At 35.6% G+C, this 23,804-nt stretch carries 20 protein-coding genes; 10 read left to right on the top strand and 10 right to left on the bottom strand.

From position 1 onward, the window contains the following. The 9 genes from G585_RS0100395 to rpmH form a co-directional block, all read right to left on the bottom strand. Positions 1-777 carry a ParA family protein gene (locus G585_RS0100395; protein WP_022772188.1) on the bottom strand — a complete coding sequence of 259 codons (777 nt, stop codon included), beginning with the start codon at positions 775-777 and terminating at the stop codon, positions 1-3. 291 nt (positions 778-1,068) lie between these two features. Further along, complete coding sequence (gene rsmG, locus G585_RS0100390; protein WP_022772187.1) at positions 1,069-1,806, bottom strand: 16S rRNA (guanine(527)-N(7))-methyltransferase RsmG; 738 nt, start codon at positions 1,804-1,806, stop codon at positions 1,069-1,071. Beyond that, positions 1,796-3,712 (bottom strand): tRNA uridine-5-carboxymethylaminomethyl(34) synthesis enzyme MnmG, encoded by a 1,917-nt coding sequence (gene mnmG / locus G585_RS0100385; RefSeq protein ID WP_022772185.1) that lies wholly within the window; start codon positions 3,710-3,712, stop codon positions 1,796-1,798. The genes rsmG and mnmG overlap by 11 nt, the downstream gene beginning before the upstream one ends. A 3-nt stretch (positions 3,713-3,715) precedes the next feature. Next, a complete protein-coding gene (gene mnmE, locus G585_RS0100380) occupies positions 3,716-5,137 on the bottom strand; it encodes a tRNA uridine-5-carboxymethylaminomethyl(34) synthesis GTPase MnmE (protein WP_022772184.1) in 1,422 nt (473 codons plus the stop codon). A gap of 68 nt (positions 5,138-5,205) precedes the next feature. Further along, positions 5,206-5,937 carry an RNA-binding cell elongation regulator Jag/EloR gene (jag, locus tag G585_RS0100375; protein WP_022772183.1) on the bottom strand — a complete coding sequence of 244 codons (732 nt, stop codon included), beginning with the start codon at positions 5,935-5,937 and terminating at the stop codon, positions 5,206-5,208. 27 nt (positions 5,938-5,964) lie between these two features. Continuing rightward, complete coding sequence (locus G585_RS0100370) at positions 5,965-7,278, bottom strand: YidC/Oxa1 family membrane protein insertase (protein ID WP_022772181.1); 1,314 nt, start codon at positions 7,276-7,278, stop codon at positions 5,965-5,967. A gap of 19 nt (positions 7,279-7,297) precedes the next feature. Next, positions 7,298-7,507 (bottom strand): membrane protein insertion efficiency factor YidD, encoded by a 210-nt coding sequence (gene yidD, locus G585_RS0100365; protein WP_022772180.1) that lies wholly within the window; start codon positions 7,505-7,507, stop codon positions 7,298-7,300. Next, positions 7,504-7,854, bottom strand: a complete 351-nt coding sequence (gene rnpA, locus G585_RS0100360; protein WP_026663691.1) for a ribonuclease P protein component — start codon at positions 7,852-7,854, stop codon at positions 7,504-7,506. Before rnpA ends, yidD begins: the two co-directional genes overlap by 4 nt. 57 nt (positions 7,855-7,911) lie before the next feature. Beyond that, positions 7,912-8,046 (bottom strand): 50S ribosomal protein L34, encoded by a 135-nt coding sequence (rpmH, locus tag G585_RS0100355; RefSeq protein ID WP_013282343.1) that lies wholly within the window; start codon positions 8,044-8,046, stop codon positions 7,912-7,914. 541 nt (positions 8,047-8,587) lie between these two features. On the opposite strand from rpmH, the gene dnaA reads away from it, so the two are divergent. From dnaA to G585_RS0100315, 8 genes are all read left to right on the top strand, one after another. Then, positions 8,588-9,985, top strand: coding sequence for a chromosomal replication initiator protein DnaA (gene dnaA, locus G585_RS0100350; RefSeq protein ID WP_022772177.1), 1,398 nt, complete (start codon positions 8,588-8,590; stop codon positions 9,983-9,985). 294 nt (positions 9,986-10,279) lie between these two features. After that, complete coding sequence (dnaN, locus tag G585_RS0100345) at positions 10,280-11,389, top strand: DNA polymerase III subunit beta (RefSeq protein WP_022772176.1); 1,110 nt, start codon at positions 10,280-10,282, stop codon at positions 11,387-11,389. Positions 11,390-11,410: 21 nt separating this feature from the next. After that, a complete protein-coding gene (locus G585_RS0100340; RefSeq protein WP_022772174.1) occupies positions 11,411-11,626 on the top strand; it encodes an RNA-binding S4 domain-containing protein in 216 nt (71 codons plus the stop codon). Further along, on the top strand, positions 11,623-12,729 hold the full coding sequence (gene recF / locus G585_RS0100335; RefSeq protein WP_022772173.1) for a DNA replication/repair protein RecF: 1,107 nt from the start codon (positions 11,623-11,625) through the stop codon (positions 12,727-12,729). The genes G585_RS0100340 and recF overlap by 4 nt, the downstream gene beginning before the upstream one ends. Before the next feature lie 15 nt (positions 12,730-12,744). Next, positions 12,745-14,682 (top strand): DNA topoisomerase (ATP-hydrolyzing) subunit B, encoded by a 1,938-nt coding sequence (gene gyrB / locus G585_RS0100330; RefSeq protein ID WP_022772172.1) that lies wholly within the window; start codon positions 12,745-12,747, stop codon positions 14,680-14,682. A gap of 38 nt (positions 14,683-14,720) precedes the next feature. Next, positions 14,721-17,276, top strand: a complete 2,556-nt coding sequence (gene gyrA / locus G585_RS16600; protein ID WP_022772170.1) for a DNA gyrase subunit A — start codon at positions 14,721-14,723, stop codon at positions 17,274-17,276. A gap of 7 nt (positions 17,277-17,283) precedes the next feature. Further along, on the top strand, positions 17,284-18,738 hold the full coding sequence (locus G585_RS18605) for a GGDEF domain-containing protein (protein WP_022772169.1): 1,455 nt from the start codon (positions 17,284-17,286) through the stop codon (positions 18,736-18,738). A gap of 7 nt (positions 18,739-18,745) precedes the next feature. Further along, positions 18,746-19,708 carry an AEC family transporter gene (locus G585_RS0100315; protein WP_022772167.1) on the top strand — a complete coding sequence of 321 codons (963 nt, stop codon included), beginning with the start codon at positions 18,746-18,748 and terminating at the stop codon, positions 19,706-19,708. 45 nt (positions 19,709-19,753) lie between these two features. Here the strand turns inward: G585_RS0100315 and G585_RS16590 are convergent, their stop codons facing one another. Beyond that, a complete protein-coding gene (locus tag G585_RS16590; RefSeq protein WP_022772166.1) occupies positions 19,754-20,680 on the bottom strand; it encodes an alpha/beta hydrolase in 927 nt (308 codons plus the stop codon). Between the two features lie 148 nt (positions 20,681-20,828). Between G585_RS16590 and arfA the strand changes: the two genes are divergently transcribed. Both arfA and G585_RS0100300 read left to right on the top strand, forming a co-directional pair. Continuing rightward, positions 20,829-22,340 (top strand): arabinosylfuranosidase ArfA, encoded by a 1,512-nt coding sequence (gene arfA / locus G585_RS0100305; protein ID WP_022772165.1) that lies wholly within the window; start codon positions 20,829-20,831, stop codon positions 22,338-22,340. A 107-nt stretch (positions 22,341-22,447) separates the two neighbouring features. Continuing rightward, positions 22,448-23,797, top strand: a complete 1,350-nt coding sequence (locus tag G585_RS0100300; RefSeq protein ID WP_022772163.1) for an MATE family efflux transporter — start codon at positions 22,448-22,450, stop codon at positions 23,795-23,797. Positions 23,798-23,804: the final 7 nt, after the last annotated feature.

The raw sequence follows: 23,804 nt of genomic DNA, 5'->3' as shown, positions 1-23,804 counted from the left end.
TCAATCAAACTTTCTTTCTATAACTTCATCTGCAAGAAGTCTATATGCTTCTGCACCGGCTGACTTTGGTTCATATATATTTATTGGTAAACCATAACTAGGTGCTTCAGCAAGTCTAATATTTCTAGGAATAATTGTTTTATATACATTTTCCTGAATATGCTCTTTAACATTTTCTACAACCTGAAGTGAAAGGTTTGTTCTTGAATCAAACATTGTAAATACAACGCCTTCCATCTCAAGTTCAGGATTCAATCTATCCCTTACCAGATTAACTGTATGTACTAACTGACTTAATCCTTCCAATGCATAGTACTCACACTGGATAGGAACCAAAACAGTATTTGCTGTTGTCATTGCATTAACTGTTAACATACTAAGTGAAGGTGGACAATCTATAACTATAAAATCATAGTTATCTTTTACTTTACTTATTGCTTCTCTAAGAATAAACTCTTTTTGGTCTGCGTCTATCAATTCAATCTCAACCGCTGCAAGATTTACATTTGATGGAATGATATCTACTCCATCAAGATCTTCAACAACATTTTTCTGTATTGCTTCATCGATAGTGCACTCACCTATCATTAGTTCATAGATGCTATTTTCAAGTTCATTTTTATCAAGACCAAAACCACTTGTTGTATTTCCCTGTGGATCAGTATCAATAACTAATACTTTTTTTCCTCTTTCAGCAAGCGCTGCCGATAGATTTATCGAAGTAGTGGTTTTTCCAACTCCACCCTTCTGGTTTGCTATCGCAATAACTCTTCCCATTTTTCCTCCTATTTTCAAAACACACTATATTAAGTATAACATCAATTCATCAATGTGGTTTAATTCATTTCATCTTTATTATCAATTATTTTATAAATCTAGATATTGTATTTAAAATTGTACGGTTTCACAATACAATTTTATCTGAATATTAATGTTTCACGATTACGATTACAATATCTTGGGTTTATATGTTTCACGTGAAACAATTTTTTGTATTAATAATTGTAGTTAATTGTAATGTTTCACGTGAAACATTTATTGACAAAAATAGTAAAACCACAACATCTATTATAGAGGTTGTTTTGAAGGAGTACCTGCCTTACGAGGATATTTTTTTGAAGTATTTTCTTTCTTATTAACAATACAAATAGTTCTACATACATCCGTACCCGGTAAAAGAAATTCATCAGAGCTTAAAAGCTTTCCTCCAAGAAGATGTATCGCTCCTTTAGCATTTTCTAATTCTTCAGATGCTTTTTCACTTTTATAAGCAATAAACGATCCACCAACTTTTACATAAGGAAGACAATACTCTGAAAGGGTAGACATATTAGCTACTGCTCTTGAAACTGCTATATCAAATGTCTCTCGAAGTGAACCTTCCTTTGGTTGTGAATAATCTTCTGCTCTTCCATGAAGTGTCTTGATTGAACCTTTTTCGTTAAGTTCTAATGTATCAATAACTTCATTTAAGAAATTCAATCGTTTATTCAAAGAATCTAACAATGTAATATGTAAGTTTGGAAAAACAATCTTTAATGGTATACCAGGAAATCCTGCTCCAGTACCTATATCAATTAATGAATAATCTTTGGAACTAAAATCAAAATATTGACAAGCAGAAATACTATCAACAAAATGAAGCTTACATACATCATCAAAATCTGTGATAGCTGTAAGATTCATAACTTCATTCCATTTGATTAGCAGTTCATAATATGCATTAAACTGCTCCAATTGTCTATCAGATAATTCAATTCCATATGAACTAAAATCATCTATCATATTTTTATATTTAGTTCTCATCCTTATTACCTCTATACAATGAATCAAGATAAATAAGTAACACAGATATATCAGCAGGATTAACTCCACCAATTCTAGAAGCCTGTCCTATATTTGTAGGTCTGAACTTTTCAAGTTTTTGTCTGGCTTCTAATCTAAGGCTACCAACATCATTGTAATCAATATCAACAGGAATTAATTTCTTTTCAAGTTTCTTAAACTGCTCTACCTGTCTTTCCTGTCTATTAATATAACCTTCATATCTAATAGTTATTTCTACCTGTTCAATAACATCTGAAGGAAGTTCTTTTCTATCAGTATCAATCTCAGCAATTGTTTCATATGAAAATTCTGGTCTGCAAATAAGTTCAGCCAATGAAGTTGCTGTCTTTAAAGGTGAACTTCCATTCTTCTCCATGAAAGCCTGCATTTTACTGTTAGCACCAACAACAGTATTTTTTAATCTCTTAACCTCATTATCTATTGCTTCGATTTTTGAAACCAGCTTGTCATATCTTACCTGGTCGATGAGTCCAACCTCATAACCTTTTTGGCGAAGTCTTATATCAGCATTATCTTGCCTTAAGAGTAATCTGTATTCTGCACGAGAAGTCATCATTCTATAAGGTTCAAGATTTTCTTTTGTTACAAGATCATCAACAAGAACTCCAATATATCCCTCAGATCTATCGATAGTCAGATAAGGCTTTCCAAGAATTTGCATTGATGCATTGATTCCGGCATAAAGACCTTGGGCAGCTGCTTCTTCATATCCACTACTTCCGTTGAACTGTCCGGCACTAAATAAACCTTTGATTTCCTTTATTTCTAAATAAGGAGAAAGCTGACCTGGACAGAGACAATCATATTCAATAGCATATGCATTCTTTACTATCTTACAGTTTTCCAAACCAGGAACTGTTCTATACATAGCAAGCTGAACATCTTCCGGAAGAGATGAAGACATTCCATCAATATACATTTCGTTTGTATATGTTCCTTCAGGTTCAACAAATACCTGATGTCTTTCATGATCAGGGAACTTAACTACTTTATCTTCGATTGATGGACAGTATCTAGGTCCAATTCCTTCAATAATGCCTGCATAAATTGGCGATCTATCAATGTTTTTTCGTATTATTTCGTGCGTTTTTTCATTGGTATATGTCAACCAGCATGAAACCTGTGGCTTTTGAACATCTGCCGCGTCTGTATCAAAAGAAAATGGAACAACTGGATCATCTCCAAACTGTTCGGACATTTTTGAATAATCAATAGTGCGTCCGTCCATACGAGCAGGTGTTCCAGTCTTAAATCTTCTAAGTAAAATGCCTGCATTAATAAGTGAATCAGACAAATAATTAGATGGTAAAAGACCATTTGGTCCGCTGTAAGTAATAGACTCACCTGTAAGACATCTACTTTTTAGATAAGTACCTGTGCAAAGAATAACAGCTTTAGCTTCATAGATCATTCCGGAAAAAATCTTAACTCCAGTAATTCTCTTTTTATAACCATCATCGTTAAACTCTTCAAAAAGAATTTCAGAAACTTCTGCCTGCTTAATTGTAAGATTATCCTGAGCTTCAAGTACTTTTCTCATTTCCTTGGAGTATTCCATCTTATCTGCCTGACATCTGAGTGAATGAACAGCAGGTCCCTTTGAAGTATTGAGCATCTTTGACTGAAGAAATGTTTTATCAATATTTTTTCCCATTTCTCCGCCAAGAGCATCAATCTCTCTTACCAAATGTCCTTTTGAAGATCCACCAATATGTGGATTACATGGCATGAATGCAATATTATCAGCGCTCATTGTAAAGATAATAGTTTTAAGACCAAGTCTGCTAGAAGCAAGAGCAGCTTCGCAGCCTGCATGACCAGCACCAATAACAATTACATCATAGTTTTCTCTTATATCTATCATAAATCATTTACCCATACAGAACTTGGAGAAGATTTCTTCAACCAGATCATCTCCAACTTCTTCACCAATTATTTCACCAAGTGCAGCATATGCATTTGTAAGATCAACATTGTAAAAATCTTCAGAAAGATTTTTATCAATACTATCAATTACAAGCAATAAACTATCATAAGCTTCTTTTAATAAAGACTTATGTCTTAAGTTCGTAATATACAATTCCTGTTTAGGAACAATGTCGCCATTTAAGAAAAGATCAGCAACAGCTTCCTTTAATTCCTGAATGCCGTTTCCTTTAAGCATTGAGGTACTAATCACAGGTAATTTATCAGTTTTATACTCTGAAAATTGCATACGAAGGATATCTTCTGTTATTTTAATATTATCAGAAAGATCATTTTTATTTAATAGAACAATTGTCTTTTTATCTTTGCAAAGATCAATGATCTGTTTATCCTCATCATCAAGAGCTGAAGTAGAATCTAATATATATAATACAAGATCCGCTTCACTCACTTTACTTTTGGCTTTATCAACGCCAATTTTTTCTATAACATCATCTGTATCTCTGATACCGGCAGTATCAATAACATGAAGAACAATATCCCCTAGCCTTACTGTCTCTTCTATAATATCTCTTGTTGTACCGGCAATATCAGTAACTATCGCTCTCTCATCTCCTGTTAAAGTGTTCAAAAGAGATGACTTACCAGCATTAGGTTTACCAACAATTACTGTTTTTATTCCATCTTTTCTGATCTTACCTTCATCTGCAGTATTGATCAAAAAGCTAATTTCTGAATTAACAGATTTGATGATTCCTCTTAATTTTTCAGGAAAACCTGTAAGATCATAATTCTCAGGATCATCCAAAGCAGATTCAATAAATGCCATCTGATAAAGAATCTTTTCTCTAAGCTCTTTTATCTTAGAATAAACTTTTCCCTGAAGCTGTGACCTGGAACTCTCAAGTGCAAAATTATTCTGAGCACTAATAACATCCATGATAGCTTCTGCTTTTGTCAGGTCAATACGACCATTCAAAAAAGCTCTCTTTGTAAATTCACCTGGTTCAGCTAATCTACAACCATTTTTCAATAAAAGTTGTAAGATTTCATTCATCACCAGCATTCCACCATGTGAATTGATTTCTATAACATCTTCTTTTGTATAACTATGGGGAGCCTTCATATAAGAAATCATGACTTCATCTATAATCTTAGAATCATCACAAATATATCCAAATCGAATTGAATTGGGAACGTGGTTAATAAGTGTATGTTCCTTATTAGCTGACATATAGATTTTATCGCATATTGAAACTGCATCTTTTCCACTAACTCTGATAATACCAATACCGGCATCAGACATAGCAGTTGCAATAGCACAAATAGTATCATTACTAAAATTATTAAGTACAGTAGACATATGAAGTCCTCTCACTTACTTAAATAATACCCCAAGGAACAAATTGTCCAAGGGGTATTTGATTAACATTATTTCTTTAAAGTAACTACTACTCTTCTAAATGGTTCTTCACCTTCACTATGTGTTGTAACATATCTGTCATTCTGAAGAGCTGAATGAATAATTCTTCTTTCATAAGGATTCATAGGTTCAAGAGCAACTGACTGTCTTGACTTCCTAACCTTATAAGAAATATTCTTAGCAAGATTCTCAAGAGTAGCTTTTCTTCTTTCACGGTAGTTTTCTGTATCAACTTTTACATGAATGTAATCAGCCTGTCCTCTGTTAACAACAAGTGAAATAAGATACTGTAAAGAATCAAGTGTCTGACCTCTCTTACCAATGAGAACCCCCATTTCAGGTCCATTTAACTCAACATCAAGGATCTTATCCTGCTGATTAAATTTAGTCTCAACATTAACTTCCATTTTCATGGCTTCGAATACTTCTTTTAAGAATTCATTAGCCTTATTGCAAAGATCATCACTATCAACAGATGCATTGTTAACTTTAACTTCTTCAGCTTTTTTCTCAGGAGCTTTTTTTGTTTCAACAACTTCTTCTGTCTTTACTTCTGAGACTTCATTCTCTTCTTTTACTCTTGCTTTTATAACTGCAGGCTTGGAATTGATACCAAGAAATCCTGTTGAACCAGCGGAAATAACTTCATAATCAAGTTTATCACTGGTAACTGTAAATGTTTCGCAAGCTTCAGTAATAGCATCATCAACATTCTTTGCGCTAAACTCTCTGTATTCCATTTTATCCTCCACATAAGGAAATCTTATTTATTTATTATTTTTTTCGTTGAACTCTTTAACCATATTGGCTTTGGCAAGAAGTGAATCCTTACGAATTTCCTTACCATTAAACTTAGCTCTTACATCCTCAAGCTGCTTTTCTTTTTCAGAATCAGACTTCACAGAAGTATTAGCGCTAGAACTAATATTTCTTGTAGACATGTTAGCATATCTGTTCATCTGAGGAGTGGATTTCATCTTCTCCATCTTCTGCTTATATTTCTCAGTATTCTTTGCAATCTCAGCATCGATATCAATCTTATCGATATGTTTGTTGATAACGATCTGCTGAATTGATCTAACTACAGCACCGGCAATCCAGTAAAGACCCATACCTGCAGGAAGATTAAAACAGAAAAATGCTGACATCAGAGGCATCATAATGTTCATAGTCTTCATAGACTGCTGCATCTGAGCTGCTGGATCATCAGGATCAATCTTTCCATTATTGTCAGCCTGCTGAGGCATAAGTTTAGTGTTGATCCACTGAGTAAGGGCTGCAAGAACAGGAACAATTATTCCCCCAATAAGAAGAATGAAGTTCTTGTTTGCAAAAGCTGTCTGAACCATATACATAGGTGAATCACCGATGTTAAGTCCAAGGAAAGAGTTAAACTGATTCAACTGTGCATGTGTACTATTAATAGAATCAGCTAAGTTTCCAAAATTAGAAGTAAGTGCATCCCAATCAGCTGTTGATGCTTTATTAAGAACATCAACCAATGTGTTTTCCACATAAGTTGGATCACCTGATGTAAATAACTCGTTGTTAAACTGATTTGAGTAGTTCTTGGCACTTGATAAAGTTTCCTGAATAAAAGCTACAGCTCCATCAGTAGTACGTAACTGCTCAACAAGTGGATAAAACGCATTTTTAACAATAGTAACATATGCTGGAATAGAATAAATAACACGATAAAGAGCAAACAAAATAGGCATCTGGATTATAAGCTGAAGACAGCTACCAGTCTGAGAAACACCATACTTTGCATAAAGCTCTTTTGTTTCCTCCTGCATAGCAAGCATAGAATCGTTGTCTTTTTTGCCCTTGTACTTAGCCTGTATAGCCTTAAGTTCAGGACTCATTTTAGACTGAAGTTTAGAAAACTTCTGCTGCTTGTATGTAAGTGGTAAAAGACATAAATAGATAACTAATGTGAAAATGATAATAGCAAGACCAATGTTTGGAATACCAATGGCATTTAAAATATTGAAAATACCATTCATGATGTGTCCCAATACCCAAGCTACAGGCCCTACTATCTTACCCTGATAAGGGGTTAAAAAAAATGCTCCCGTCAAAATTGACCTCCTCTAAAGCCTACGGAACCGGATCATATCCGCCGCTTGAGAAAGGATTACATCTAAGTATCCTCCATGCAGCCAAAAGTCCCCCTTTAAGGGCTCCGTATTTTTCTATTGCTTCTAGTCCATATTCAGAACATGTAGGAATATATGGACATTTTGTTCTTTTTAATGGAGACAGATACTTCCTATAAAACTTAATTAAATAGATAAGTATTTCTTTCATAAATCACCGCCATTTTTCATTATGCGGGCCTTCCCAGCCAGGCTTAATACTGATTTCTCAATATCAAAAAAATTCGCATCTTTTGCACAGGCCCTGGCCACGACTACTATATCCAAACCACTATTGAATATATCTTCATGTAGTCGGTACGATTCTCGAACAAGTCTTGCAAATCTGTGCCTTACAACACTGTTCCCAACTTTTTTACTACATGAAATCCCGAGTTTATTTCTGGAACCATCATTTTTCCACACATAAATAACAATATTTTTGTCAGCGTAACTCTTTCCGTTCCTATAAACATTCAGGAATTCATTCGTTTTTTTCATAGATTCTGAAAAAAGCATCATATTATCCTTTTTTATTAAGAAGAAAAAAGGCCACAGTAATTGCGGCCTTTAATATCATGCAGATAATCTCTTTCTTCCCTTTGCTCTTCTAGCAGCGAGTACTTTTCTGCCGCCCTTTGTAGCCATTCTTGCTCTGAAGCCGTGAACTCTGGCTCTCTGAAGCTTATGAGGCTGGAATGTCATCTTCATATTGGAAACACCTCCTTCTTATACAAACTAACCTATAAAGGTCCGTCAAATGAGAAAATTCATAATATGAACAATCTCAAAATTATCCAGTGTGGAAAAAATCTTTATAATTATAAAAAATAAAAAGGCCGAAGTCAAGCCATTAATGGACACAAAATCATATAATAAATCACTAATTTTTTTTCTAAAAAAATATAAACAATATGTAGTATTAAAAAAAATTATCCACAGCTAAATGTTGAATTTGTGGACAACCTGTTGATTATTAATTTTTGAACTATTTTATCCACAATTTTCCTCAAATTTGTGGATAAGCCAGTACATTAATTGGGTATATTTTATTCAAACCCGTGATTTTATGGGCATTCTAAGTGTAGATAGCACCACGTGGAAAACAGAACACTTTTCCACAGTGAAAAAAAGTATCTAAAAATAATCAATTTTAGAAATAAGTTATCCACAATTTGAGTTTGTTTGATATTTATAGCCTTTTAATATACAATAATTAAAGTCTAAAATTATGCTTGTTGGGAGTTTTTTCATGCAATCATCTAAAGAAATCACAGAAAAATTAAGAGATAATTGGGAGTCGATTAAACATACAATAAAGATAGAATCCGGTATTACAGAAATATCATATCGTACCTGGATTGATCCTTTAACTGTATATAGTGTTCAGGATAATAATGTAAAAATTCTTATTCCATCCGATAATTCCATGGCACTTCAGTACATAATCAATCACTACATGGACTTTATTCGCGTTACGATCTCTGAGTTTTTGGAACTCATGATCGATGTTACTTTCATTTTGAACAAAGATATTATTAATAATGAAGAAACTCAAAATGAAAACGACGAGAATAATGCGAGAGCCTATGAAAACAATGCAAATTATGAGCATTCAAATCTTAATCCAAAATATAGATTTGATACTTTCGTTGTAGGCAGCAACAATAAGTTTGCTCACTCTGCTTCTCTTGCTGTAGCTGAATCACCAGGAATCTCTTATAATCCTCTCTTCTTATATGGCGGACCTGGTCTTGGAAAAACTCACCTTATGCATTCAATCGGTCATTTCATTATGGAGCATGATCACAGAGCTAAAGTGTTATATGTAACATCTGAACAGTTCACTAATGAAGTTATTGAATCTATCAGAAGTGGTAAAACAGAAAGTATGTCTAAGCTCCGTGAAAAATACAGAACTGTGGATGTTCTTATGGTCGATGACGTACAGTTTATTATAGGAAAAGAATCAACTCAGGAAGAGTTTTTCCACACTTTCAACGAGCTTCATCAGGCTGGAAAACAGATAATTCTTTCATCTGATAAACCACCTAAAGAAATGGAAACACTTGAAGAGAGATTCAGATCAAGATTTGAAATGGGTCTTATAGCTGATATTCAGTCTCCTGACTATGAGACCAGAATGGCAATCCTTAGAAAGAACTCTGAGAACTATGGCAAAAACATAGATGATGAAGTTATCGACTACATTGCTACAAACATCAAATCAAATATTCGAGAGCTTGAAGGCGCATACAATAAGATAATTGCTTATTCACGACTTAATAATGTAGACGTTACATTAGAGAATGCTATGGAAGCTCTCAAGGATATTATTTATCCTGATAAATCAAAAGTAATCACACCACAGCTCATTATCGACACAGTTTGTGAACAGTACGGAACAAAGAAAGAGGATATCCTTTCCAAAAAGAGAAATTCAGATATTGTTCTTCCACGTCAGATAATAATGTACCTGTGCAGAATACATACTGATTCTTCATTAGAAGAAATAGGAAAACTTCTGGGTAAAAAAGATCACACAACAGTTATGAACGGAATAAATAAGATTAAAAAGAAAATAACTGTTGATGATGAACTCAATAAAAACATAGATATAATAATGAAGAAAATCAATCCATCACTTTAATTAACAAACAAATGTGGATAACCTTGGTGATTATTTGTGATTTAAAAGAGGATTATCTGTTATTTGTGGGTGGATAAGAAAAACTAGTACTCATTTGTTAAAATTTGGCTTGTTTATAACTTTTTAATTTTCAACATGAAATTTTTTCTTTTCAACAATCAAAAAATTGTAAAAAAGCCGCATAAATAGTATAATAGAATAGGTTTTACACTTATCAACAGCTATTATTAATTCTTTTATTATTTATTTATAATATTTTTATATTTACGCATGCGAAGGGAGTAATAATTCAAAATGAAATTTGTTTGCTCTAAATCTAATCTTGTGAGTGGACTCCAAATTGTATCAAAAGCAGTTCCTTCTAAAACAACAATGTCTATTCTTGAATGTATACTTGTTGATGCAACAGAAGGTGTTATAAAGTTTATTGCCAATGATATGGAACTTGGTATTCAGACTATAGTAGACGGAGATATAGTAGAAAGAGGTTTTATAGCACTTGATGCTAAGCTCTTTGTAGATATAGTTAGAAAACTCCCTGATAATAACGTTACGATCGAATCTGATTCATCCAATAAAGTTACAATTAGCTGCGAGAAAGCAAAGTTTAATCTTATTGGCAGAAAGGGTGATGACTTTACATATCTTCCATCTATTGAAAAAATTGATGGAGTTTCAGTTTCACACCTCACACTTAGAAATGTAATTCAGCAGACAATCTTTTCAATTTCAGAGAACGATGCCAACAAAATGATGGCTGGTGAGCTTTTTGAAGTTGATGGTGAGAATTTAAAGCTTGTTTCTCTTGATGGACACAGAATTTCTATCAGAAAAGTTAAGCTTGGTGGAAGCTATTCATACAAAAAAGTAATTGTTCCAGGAAAAACACTTGGTGAAATAAGCAAAATCTTAAGTGATAGTGCTGATAAGATGGTCAGCATCTACTTCACAGACAAGCACGTATTATTTGAGTTTGATAAGACAATAGTTGTTTCAAGACTTATTGAAGGTGAGTATTTCAGTATCGATCAGATGCTTTCAAGTGACTATGAGACAAAGATGTCCATCAATAGAAAAGAGTTCCTTGAGTGTATAGACAGAGCAACTCTTCTTGTAAAAGAAGGCGATAAGAAGCCTGTTATCATTTCAGTTACTGATGGCAAAATGGAACTTAAGATCAATTCAGCCATTGGTAGCATGGATGAAGAAATCGATATTGAGAAGCAGGGTAAGGATCTTATGATCGGATTCAATCCAAAATTCCTTATTGATGCGCTCAGAGTAATTGAAGACGAGACAGTTGATATTTATCTTGTTAATCCTAAGGCACCATGCTTTATCAGAGACAAAGACGGATCATATATTTATCTTGTTCTTCCTGTCAACTTCACAACTGTTGACTAATAAAAACAAAAAGGAAATATCATGGAAATAGTAAAACTTAGAGAACAGGATGATTTTATTAAGCTCGGACAGGCCCTTAAAAAGGCAGGTCTCGAGCAATCTGGTGTTGATGCCAAGATGGATATTCAGGCAGGACTTGTAAAGGTTAACGGAGAAATAGAGGAAAGACGTGGCCGCAAGCTATATGATGGAGACATTTTGGAATATAATGGCACACAGGTAAAAATAGAAAAATGATAATAAAATCATTAGAGTTATCTGATTTTAGAAATTACGAAAATTTAAAAATAGATTTTAGTAGTGGAACTAATATTCTCTATGGCGATAATGCACAGGGAAAGACCAATATCCTTGAAGCTATATTTATGTCAGCTACCACTAAGTCACACAAGGGTAGCAAGGATAAAGAGATTATTAGATTTGGAAAAGATGAGGCTCATATCAGGACTATTCTTGACAGAGACAACGCGGAATATCGGGTTGATATGCATCTTAGGAGTAGTAAGACCAAGGGAATTGCAATTGATGGTCAAAAGATAAAACGGGCTTCGGATCTTATTGGAAAGTTAAACGTAGTTTTTTTCTCACCTGAAGATCTTAGTATCATAAAAAACGGACCTTCTGAGAGACGCAGATTCATGGATATGGAGCTGTGTCAGCTTGATCAGGTATATTTAAATAGTCTATCTAAATACAATAAACTTGTTGTCGAAAGAAACAAAGTTCTAAAAGATCTGTTTGATCATCCTGAAAACAGCGTTCTTCTTGATGTTCAGGATAAGCAGTTATGCGAATATGGATCTGTCATAATCAAGACTAGAGAAAAATTCATTGGTGATCTTAATGAAATAATAAGACCTATTCATAATAAGCTTACAGGTGGTAAAGAAGACCTGTCGATTTATTATGAGCCAAATGTGGATGCAACTGATTTTGAAAAGAAATTAAGTTCTTCCAGACAAAGAGATATCTATGCAAAGCAGACCACAGTTGGCCCTCATAAGGATGATTTTTCTTTTATCGTAAAAAGAAATAGCGATAACAGTGAAAAAATTGATATCAGAAAATTTGGATCACAAGGACAACAAAGGACAGCATCTTTGTCATTAAAGCTATCTGAAATTGAAATTGTGAAAAAAGCTAAAAAAGAAAATCCGGTTCTTTTGCTTGATGATGTATTGTCAGAGCTTGACAGCAACAGACAGAATTATCTTCTTAACACAATAGGAGATATACAGACAATTATCACATGTACCGGACTTGATGAATTTGTTAATAACAGATTTGAAATAGATAAACTGTTCAAAGTAACTGAAGGAACAGTAAATAGTGAAAACTAAGAAATGGAGCAAATAATGGGTAACGAAGAAGTACAATATGGCGCTGACCAAATTCAGATTCTTGAAGGACTTGAAGCAGTCAGAAAAAGACCTGGTATGTATATCGGAACAACAGCAAGCAGAGGATTGCATCATCTTGTGTATGAGATTGTTGATAACTCTGTAGATGAGGCGCTTGCTGGTTTTTGTGATCATATCGAAGTTACTATTAACGAGGACAATACCATTGTTGTAAAAGATAATGGTAGAGGTATTCCAGTAGACGTAAACCACAAATCCGGACTTACTGGTGTGGAAGTTGTATTCACAATCCTTCACGCTGGTGGAAAATTCGGCGGTGGGGGATACAAGGTATCCGGCGGTCTTCATGGAGTAGGTGCTTCTGTAGTAAACGCTCTTTCAGAGTGGCTTGAAGTACAGGTTACAAGAGATGGCAAAGTATACCAGCAAAGATATGAAAGAGGAAAAGTATGCTATCCTCTTAAGGTTGTTGGAGATGCGCCTTCAAATGCAACAGGTACAAGAGTTTATTTCAAGCCGGACGCGCTCATTTTCAAAGAGACAACAGTATTTGAGTATAATATTCTTAAGCAGAGACTTAGAGAGATGGCTTTCCTTACAAAGGGACTTAAGATATCTCTTACAGATAAAAGAGTTGGGGAAGGCGAAGATCCTATAAAGCAGACTTTCCATTACGAAGGTGGAATAAAGGAATTTGTTGAGTACCTCAACAAGAGCAAAACATCTCTTTATAGCGATATCATGTACTTTGAAGGAAACAAGAATAACGTTCAGGTTGAAGTTTCTTTCCAGCATAATGATTCATACAACGAGAGTATTTATACTTTTGTAAACAATATCAATACACCTGAAGGTGGTACACACCTTGAAGGATTTAAGGCAGCTCTTACAAAGACATTTAATGACTATGCAAGAGCAAATAAAATGCTTAAAGACAGTGAGGAAAACCTTACTGGTGAAGATATCAGAGAAGGTCTTACAGCAATCATAAGTGTTAAGATCGAAGATCCACAGTTTGAAGGACAGACTAAGCAGAAGCTTGGTAATTCAGAGGCTAGAGGAGCTGTAGCAAGTGTTGTCGGCGAACAGCTTACATACTATCTTGAGCAGAATCCTTCTGTTGCTAAGCAGATTTTGGAAAAAGCTATTCTTGCTCAGAGAGCTAGAGATGCAGCCAGAAAAGCAAGAGACCTCACAAGACGTAAATCAGCGCTTGATGGATTTGGACTACCAGGAAAGCTTGCTGACTGTTCTGAAACAGACAGATCTAAATGTGAAATCTTCATCGTAGAGGGAGACTCTGCCGGTGGTTCAGCTAAGACTGCAAGAAGCCGTGCTACACAGGCTATTCTTCCACTTAGAGGAAAAATCCTTAATGTGGAAAAAGCAAGAGTAGACAGAATATACGGTAATGCTGAAATTAAGGCTATGATCACAGCATTTGGTACTGGTATCCACGATGATTTTGATATTAACAAACTTCGTTATGACAAGATCATTATCATGACTGATGCCGATGTTGACGGATCTCACATTGCTACACTTATGCTTACATTCCTGTACAGATTTATGCCTGAGCTTATCAAAGAAGGTCATGTATATCTTGCACAGCCACCACTTTATAAGCTTGAGAAGAATAAAAAAGTCTGGTATGCATACAGTGATGAAGAATTGAACAGTATTCTTGCTGATGTCGGAAGAGATCAGAACAACAAAATCCAGAGATATAAGGGACTTGGAGAAATGGACCCTGAGCAGCTTTGGGAAACAACAATGGATCCTGAACGAAGAGTTCTTCTCAGAGTAAACATGGACGAAGAATCTGAATCTGATGTTGATGTTACATTTACTACTCTTATGGGTGATAAAGTTGAGCCTAGAAGAGAGTTTATTGAGAAGAATGCTAAGTTTGTAAAGAACTTGGATATTTAAGATTTTTACTCATCCATTGTAAAGGGGAATAATTAGAAATGGCTGAAAACAACAATAATAACAACAATGACTTATCAGAGGATGTCTTTGATAAAGTCACAACCGATAAAATAAAAGAAGTTGATCTTCAGAAGACCATGGAATCGAACTACATCGATTATGCCATGAGCGTAATTGCTTCAAGAGCACTTCCAGATGTAAGAGATGGTCTTAAACCTGTTCAGAGACGTATACTCTATTCAATGATAGAGTTGAATAATGGACCAGATAAGCCACATCGTAAATGTGCGCGTATCGTCGGTGATACAATGGGTAAATATCATCCACACGGTGATAGTTCTATCTATGGTTCATTAGTAAATATGGCTCAGCCATGGTCAATGAGATATTGTCTTGTTGACGGACATGGTAACTTTGGTTCTGTGGATGGTGATGGTGCAGCTGCCATGCGATATACTGAGGCAAGACTTACCAAAATTTCCATGGAAATGATTGCAGATATCAACAAAGATACTGTTGATTTTGTACCAAACTTTGATGAGACAGAAAAAGAACCAACAGTACTTCCAAGTAGATATCCTAACCTTCTGGTAAATGGTACTACAGGTATTGCGGTAGGTATGGCTACTAACATTCCACCACATAACCTGAGAGAAGTTATAAGTGCAGTTACAAAGATGATTGATAACAGAGTTCTTGAGGACAGAGAAACTGAAATTGAAGAACTCCTTGAAATAGTTAAAGCTCCTGACTTCCCAACAGGTGGAATAATTCTTGGAACAAGAGGAGCAGAAGAAGCTTATAGAACAGGTCGTGGAAAAGTAATTATCAGAGCTGTTACAAACATTGAGCCTATGGCTAATGGAAAGAACAGGATCGTTGTTACTGAGCTTCCATATCTTGTTAATAAAGCAAATATGATTTCAAAGATAGCAGAGCTTGTTAAGCTCAAAAAGCTTGATGGAATCACAGCTCTTCGTGATGAATCAGACAGAGAAGGAATGAGAGTAGTTATTGAGCTCAGAAGTGATGTAAATCCTAACATCATGCTCAACAAGCTATATAAGCATACTCAGATGCAGGATTCCTTCGGTATCATCATGCTTGCGCTTGTTAATAATGAGCCTAAAGTTCTGGGTCTTGTTGATATGCTTAAGTACTACATTAAGCATCAGGAAGAAGTTGTTACCAGAAGAACAAAATATGATCTTAATAAAGCGGAAGAAAGAAATCATATCTTAGAGGGATTGCTCATTGCGCTTGATAACATCGATGAGGTTATCAGGATCATAAGAGGAAGTGAAACAGTTGCAATTGCCAAAGAGCAGTTAATGGAGAGATTTGGTCTTTCTGATGTTCAGGCTCAGGCCATTGTAGACATGAGACTTCGTACTCTCACAGGTTTGGAGAGAGACAAGCTTGAACAGGAGCACGCAGAACTCTTAAAGAGAATAGAAGAATTGAAAGCTATACTTGCAGACAGAAAGCTTCTTCTTGGAGTTATTAAGACAGAAATACAGGAAATATCAAATAAATACGGTGATGACAGAAAGTCACAGATAGGACATGACGATTCAGATATCGACATGGAAGATCTGATTCCTAACGTAAATACTGTAATTGCAATGACAGATCTTGGCTATATAAAGAGAATGTCTATTGACAATTTCAAAGCCCAGAATCGTGGTGGAAAAGGAATCAAGGGAATAACAACAATTGAAAATGATTTCGTTGAAGATATTCTCATGACTACTACACACAACTACGTAATGTTCTTTACTAATACCGGAAGAGTATACAGATTAAAAGCTTATCAGATTCCGGAAGCTTCAAGAACATCACGTGGAATGGCTATTGTAAATCTGCTTCAGCTTGCACCTGGAGAGAAGATATCCGCAATGATACCTGTAAAAGACTTTGAGGATGAGGAAAAGAGTCTCTTTATGGTAACCAAGAAAGGAACTGTAAAGAAAACTCCAATTACAGATTTCTCAAATGTAAGAAAGACAGGACTTGCTGCAATTAACCTTCGTGATGACGATGAGCTTATCGAAGTAAAGACAATAAAGAAAAACTCTGAAGTATTCCTTGTTACAAAAAATGGTATGTGTATCCATTTTGACGAAGATGATGTTCGTTCAACAGGAAGATCATCAATGGGTGTAAGAGGAATGATGCTTGACGATACAGATGAGATCGTTGGTATGCAGCTCAATACTCAGGGTGATTCACTTCTTATCGTTTCTGAAAAAGGATATGGAAAGAGAACAACTCTTGATGAATTCCATAATCAGTTCAGAGGTGGTAAGGGAGTTAAGTGCTATAAGATAACAGAAAAGACCGGTAACGTAGTTGGAGTTAAGGCAGTAAATGACGACAATGAGATCATGATGATCACAAATGCCGGAATAATAATCCAGCTCAGAATGGATGAGATATCAGTCCATGGAAGAGTAACATCAGGTGTTAAGATGATAAATCTTGATAAGGGTGTTACAGTAGCGAAGATTGCAAAAGTAAGAGAAAAAATATCAGACGGCGATAAAGAACTAGATAATATTGATGACGTAACAGAAGATATTCCTGAGGAATGAGGGGCCAATGAACATCGGACTGTTAGTATCTGAATTAGAAGATAAGGATGTAAAAAAAATTTGTATAGGAGCTAGTCAGGCTGCTGATGACAAGGGTATTTCCCTTGTCATCATGCCTGGTAAGTATCTTGCTTCTGATAACAAAGATGCGAAAAATCCTTATGACTATCAATACTCAGCATTATTTGAATATGCCAATACTGCTGATTTCGATGCACTGATCATAGACATAGAGCGTATCGGAAGAAACGCTACTATTCTGAAAAAAGAATCATTTTTAAAAAAATTTGATAAGGTGCCTATTTTAACACTAACAGAACAGGAAGGCTTCACTTCAGTAAATGAAGTAAAAAATGATCATGAACAGTTCGAGCAACTCGGCTATGAAGCAGTTTGTGATGCATGCTTTTTTGCTAAGGAAGGAAAACTTCCGGCAAATGAAGCACAAAAGAACTTTTCTTTTGTGGAACAACCAGAATCCGATGCAATTAGAACTCTATCAGAATTAGGGGCTCTACTTCTGAACAGAAAATATGGAAATGAGAAAGCATATGGTATTTTCTCAGAAAAAGCTGTTGCCGATGGAATAAAAAACTTTGGTATTTTTCTTTATGACACAAAGATAAGGAATAATCTCAAGTATAATTGGGTGTTGCCTGAAAAAATAAGTGTAAAAAGCACAGCGATTTGTGGAAAAGTAGATGTGTTTGATGAAGAAAAGAGGATAGTAGACACAGATAAAATCTTTTCACAATTCCTTAAGAATAAACCAATGGTGCTTATCGCAGGTGACATATTCGTCGGAGAGCATCAGCTAGGAATTGTAGTAACAGAATTCAGTTCAAAGACACTTATAAACCACTTCTTTAGTTCACTTGTGAGTATAGTAACTGGTGTTTCGAGGCTTTCGTACCTTGAAAAAGAATTGCTCAAAACTACAGAAGAGCTGTATGAAGTTCAGGAAGAGCTTGCAAGGGATGACTCAGTTTTGGATCATATCGGAGATCAGGATTATCTCACTGGAGGCCTTAACAGAAGAGGATTCTTTGCAAAAGCCTATGACTTGTTAAAAGAAGAGTTTAAACCTGGAAAATATGCAATAGTTGCCTATATCCATATGGATTCGCTAAAGAAAATAAACGAATTATATGGACACGAAGAAGGCGATAGAGCTGTAAGAAGGATTGCCGAAGTTCTTGAAAGCGTATTTAAAAAGAGTATTTACGGCAGGATCAGAGGCGACGAATTTGCAGTAATAGAAATAACAGATGAAGAAGGCAAAGCTGAAAATTTCAGGCAGGAAATGTCAGCGCAGAATGCAAGCCTTCTTGAAGAATCAAGCAGATATATGAATCATCTTCAGTATTCTATCTGCGAATTCAGTTATGAAGATAATCTCTCTCTTAGAGAAATGTTAAAAGAAACAGATGATAATCTTCAAAAAATAAAACAGATGCAATAATAAAATAATGGATAATCTTATTTTTAGTTTAAATGCTACTTTACCTATTTTTCTTTTGATGGTTCTTGGATATATCTTTGAAAAAATAGGTATTATCGACCAAAAAGCAGCATCATGGATGAATAAATTTGTATTTAAGGTAGCACTTCCTGTTTTGCTGTTTAATGACCTCTCAACCCAGGATTTTGCTGGAACTTGGGATGGTAAATTCGTACTTTTTTGTTTTGCAGCAACGATAATAAGTATTTCAGTAATAACAGCATTTTCAAAAATAATAATAAAAGACAGATCAAAGCGTGGAGAGTTCATACAGGGATCCTATAGAAGCAGCGCGGCTTTGCTTGGAATTGCTTTTATCCACAATATCTATGGTGAATCAAATTCCGGAATGGCACCGCTTATGATCCTTGGAAGTGTGCCACTTTACAATATCTTTGCTGTAATAATTCTTACATTGACTGCTCCAAAAGAGAATGCTGAGAATAGCGATAAAAAGGCACTGGTAAAAGATACAATAATTGGAATATTAAAAAATCCTATCATTTTGGGGATTCTTTGCGGAATGATATGGTCGGTACTAAAAATTCCAATGCCTAAATTTTTTAGAAGTGTGACTTCTAGTGTTGCTGCGCTTGCAACACCACTTGGACTAATGTCAATGGGCGCAACCTTTGAGATAAAAAAGGCAGCAAAAGAAATAAAGCCAGCGCTTCTTGCAAGTTTTATAAAACTATTCTTATTAGTGGCAATAATAATGCCAATCGCAGTAGGTGTGGGATTTGTAGGTGAACAGATAGTTGCTATTCTAGTAATGCTCGGATCAGCTACAACCGTAAGCTGCTATATAATGGCCAAAAGTATGGGCCATGAAGGAACACTTAGTAGCAGCATTATAATGATGACAACCTTAGGATGTGGATTTTCACTTACTTTCTGGTTATACATTTTAAAATCAATAGGAATTATATAAAAATAAGGCTTTGTGAATTGATGATTCACAAAGCCTTTATCTTACTTAAAACTCAATCTTTGTAAGAAATTCTGATATCTTTTTCCAGTAATTCTCAGGATCTTTTACCACGCTCTCAATATGTCCGGCACCAAGAATCATGCAGTACTGCTTGGGGCAGCTGGCTGCCTCATAGAGTCTTGAACACATATGTGGATCGATAAAGGTATCATCATCTCCATGAATGAAAAGAGTTGGAGTTGATGATGAAGCTACAGCTTTAATAGGGCTGGCATCGTTTATATCATATCCGGAACGAATAAGAATAACAGCACGTGCAATAGCTATTGCTATTGGAATAGGAACAAAAGAACCCTTGAAACTCTTGTAGGTGGAAGCAAACTGCTCACGAAGTGTTGAATAGGAGCTGTCTGCAATTGCAGCTTTAACATTATCAGGGAGCTTTTCGCCTGTAGTCATAAGAGTTGTAGCGGCACCCATGGACATACCATGAAGGATTATTTTTGCCTGGGGATCTCTTTTTATTATCCAGTAGATCCATTCCATGATATCAAGCCTGTCATCAAGGCCATAACCTATGTATTTACCTTCACTCTTTCCGAAACCTCTAAGGTCGGGAAGAAGGACATTTAAGCCTTTTTCAAGGTAGTGTTTTGCATAAATACCATTACTTTCGTGATTATCCCAGATTCCGTGAATAAGGATCACGTATTTATTTGTCTTTTCTTTTGCTGGAATAAATGAAGCATGAAGCTTTAACTGATCAATGCTCTCAATATACATATCCTGTCTGTCAGGATTGTTTCTTATAAAGTATCTGCCGTCTGTGATCAGCTTGTCAAAATCTGCATCTCCGTCGCTGTGTTGATGGGGGATTGAAGTAATCTTGTAGATATAGTTACTAAATGCATAAACGCCACCAAAAAGGGCTGAAAATAAACCAAGTTTAAAAATTGTATTATTCTTACTCATTGTGTCTCCAATCTTGTCATAAATAAACCTCAGAAAGGTTATATATATAATACCATTATTTTAAAGATTAAGATATTTTCCATTTTCATTTTGAAAGAATTGGTTTATATTATTTGTATAACTGTAAATTATTTTAGGGGTATGTAAAATGAAAAAAGCAAAAATCGATAACAAAGTGCAACTATGTATTGATCGTGACTTCACGATCAGCAAGATAGATGAGCGTATTTATGGTTCATTTATCGAGCATCTTGGGAGAGCTGTATATGAAGGTATTTATCAGCCCGGTAATAAATTTGCTGATAAAAATGGATATCGTAAGGATGTAATGAAACTTATTAAAGAGATTGGGGTTCCAATCGTAAGATATCCTGGCGGTAATTTTGTATCTGCATTTAATTGGGAAGACAGCGTTGGTCCTAAAAAAGACAGACCAAGAAGACTTGAGCTTGCGTGGGGAGTAGTAGAAACAAACCAGTTCGGTCTCGACGAGTTTATGGACTGGTGCAAAAAAGTTGGCACAAAGCCAATGTATGCAGTAAACCTTGGTACCAGAGGCATTGAGGATGCTAAAAATGTAATTGAATACTGCAATATAAAGAGCGGCACAAAGTATAGTGATATGAGAATTAAAAATGGTGCAAAAGACCCATACAATATCAAGCTTTGGTGCCTTGGAAATGAGATGGATGGACCATGGCAGATGGGACATATGACAGCTGAGGAATATGGTCTGAAGGCTGGAAGAGCAGGCCACATCATGAAGCTTGTTGACCCTTCAATTGAGACTGTAGTATGCGGATCCTCATCTCTTTATATGGACACTTATGGACAGTGGGAGAGAATTGTTCTTGAGAACAGTTATGATACAACAGATTATCTTTCACTCCACACATATTATGGAAATGCTGAAAATGACACACCTAACTTCCTTGCAAGCAGCGTAGCAATGGATCAGTTTATCAGCCAGGTAATCAGCATCTGCGATTATGTTAAGGCTGTTAAGCGCTCAAAGAAGACAATCAATCTCTCATTTGATGAATGGAATGTATGGTATCACTCAAATGGCGCAAAGATTGAGAAATGGTGCGAACATCCACATCAGCTGGAGGACATCTATAACTTTGAAGATGCTCTTTTAGTTGGTTCAATGCTCATCACTCTTCTCAGACATGCAGACAGAGTTAAGATTGCTTGCCTTGCCCAGCTTGTAAATGTTATTGCACCAATCATGACATCAGATACAGGAGCATGGAGACAGACTATTTTCTATCCATATATGCAGGCGAGCGTTTATGGAAGAGGAGAAGTATTAAATACAGTGGTAAAAACACCAACATATGAGTCAAAACATGGTGAAGCACCATATGTAGACAGTGTAGTTGTTACTGATGAAGAGAATGAGACTCTTACAATCTTTGCAGTTAATAAGAACCTTGAAGAAGATTTCGAGCTTACATGTGACCTTAGACAGTATGCAGGTTACAAGGTTGTTGAACACAGCGTACTTACTCACAAGGATCTTAAGGCTGAAAATACAGAGAAAAATCCTGACAACGTTAAACCTGTAGATTTCACTAAAGGTTCTAAAGTTGATAAGGGAATCCTCACAAGTAAGCTTCCTGCAAAGAGCTGGAATGTAATAAGACTTGCAAAGTAATAATTATTTATTATAATGAGTGGACATGTCTTGGTAGACATGTCCATTTTCTATATAATAGACTAGTTGAGAATATAGATTGAATAGTTTTTAAAATGAGGAATAACATGGAAGTAAAAATAGATAATAAGATGTTTTATAGGAATCTTGTGAGGATAGCCCTTCCTATTGCTCTTCAGAGCCTGATGCTGGCTCTTGTCGCTGCAGCTGATGCACTTATGCTTGGACGTGTAGCTCAGCAGCAGATGACGGCAGTTTCACTGGCAACACAGATTCAATTCGTTCAGAATATGTTTATTTTTTCTGCTATATCAGCCGGTACAATTTTAGGAGCTCAGTACTGGGGAAAAGGAGATAAGGCTACTCTTGAGAACATCTTTAATCTGATGCTGTGGTTTTGCGGAATTGTTTCTGTACTGTTTTTTGCAGCCTGTGAACTTTGCCCTGAAATCCTTATGAGTATCTTTGCTGGAGATAAAGAACTGATTGAAATTGGCAGTGGATACTTAAGGATTGCCGGTTGGTCATACCTCATAACAGGTATTTCCCAGAGTTATCTCGGGATAATGAAAGTGTCAGAGCATGTCAAAACCGGAGCTGTAATAAGCTCAACAGCGGTTATTTCGAATATAGTACTTAACGGTATCTTTATATTTGGCTTGTTTGGAGTACCAAGGATGGAGGCCAGAGGAGCTGCTCTTGCAACAACAATTTCAAGAATTATAGAATTATTCTTATGCATCTTTTTATCTTATGGAACAAATTATGTAAAACCGGCTCTATCGAGATTTTTTAGGATTCCTTCACTGCTGATAAAAGACTTTATAAGACAGTGTCTGCCTCTTATGGGCGGATCACTTTGTTGGGGAGTAGGATTTACTTCTTATACCGCTATAATGGGGCATATGGGCGTAGATGCGGCAGCTGCCAACTCAGTGGCGGCTGTTGTAAGAGACCTTGTATGCTGCATGTGCAATGGTATTGGAACTGCTGCGAGTATTATTGTTGGAAATGAACTTGGAGCAGGTAAGCTTGGCGTAGGTAAAAAATATGGAATCAAACTAAAGAATCTTTCTTATGTTATTGGTTTTATTTCTACAGCGATTGTTCTTGCAGTTACACCGATAGTTGTTAGAGGCGTGATACTTACTGACACAGCAAGAGAATACCTCATAGGAATGATGGTTATCATGTCTGTTTATATGATAGGAAGAGCAGTTAATACAGTAACCATAAATGGAGTATTGGATGGTGGCGGAGACACACTATTTGATATGTATAGTCTTATTGTCTGTATGTGGATGATAGCAATACCTTTGGCATTTGCAGGAGCATTTATATTTCGCTGGTCACCGCTTGTAGTATATGCTTGTACCTGTCTTGACGAAGTGGGAAAGATTCCATGGGTTATGCACAGATTTAGAAAATATAAATGGGTAAAAGACCTTACGAGGTGATGGTAAA

This window comes from Butyrivibrio sp. AE2015, assembly GCF_000420825.1.
Taxonomy (GTDB): Bacteria; Bacillota; Clostridia; order Lachnospirales; family Lachnospiraceae; genus Butyrivibrio.
The sequence above is the reverse complement of the archived record's forward strand: the minus strand, read 5'-3'. Positions and strand labels throughout refer to the sequence as shown.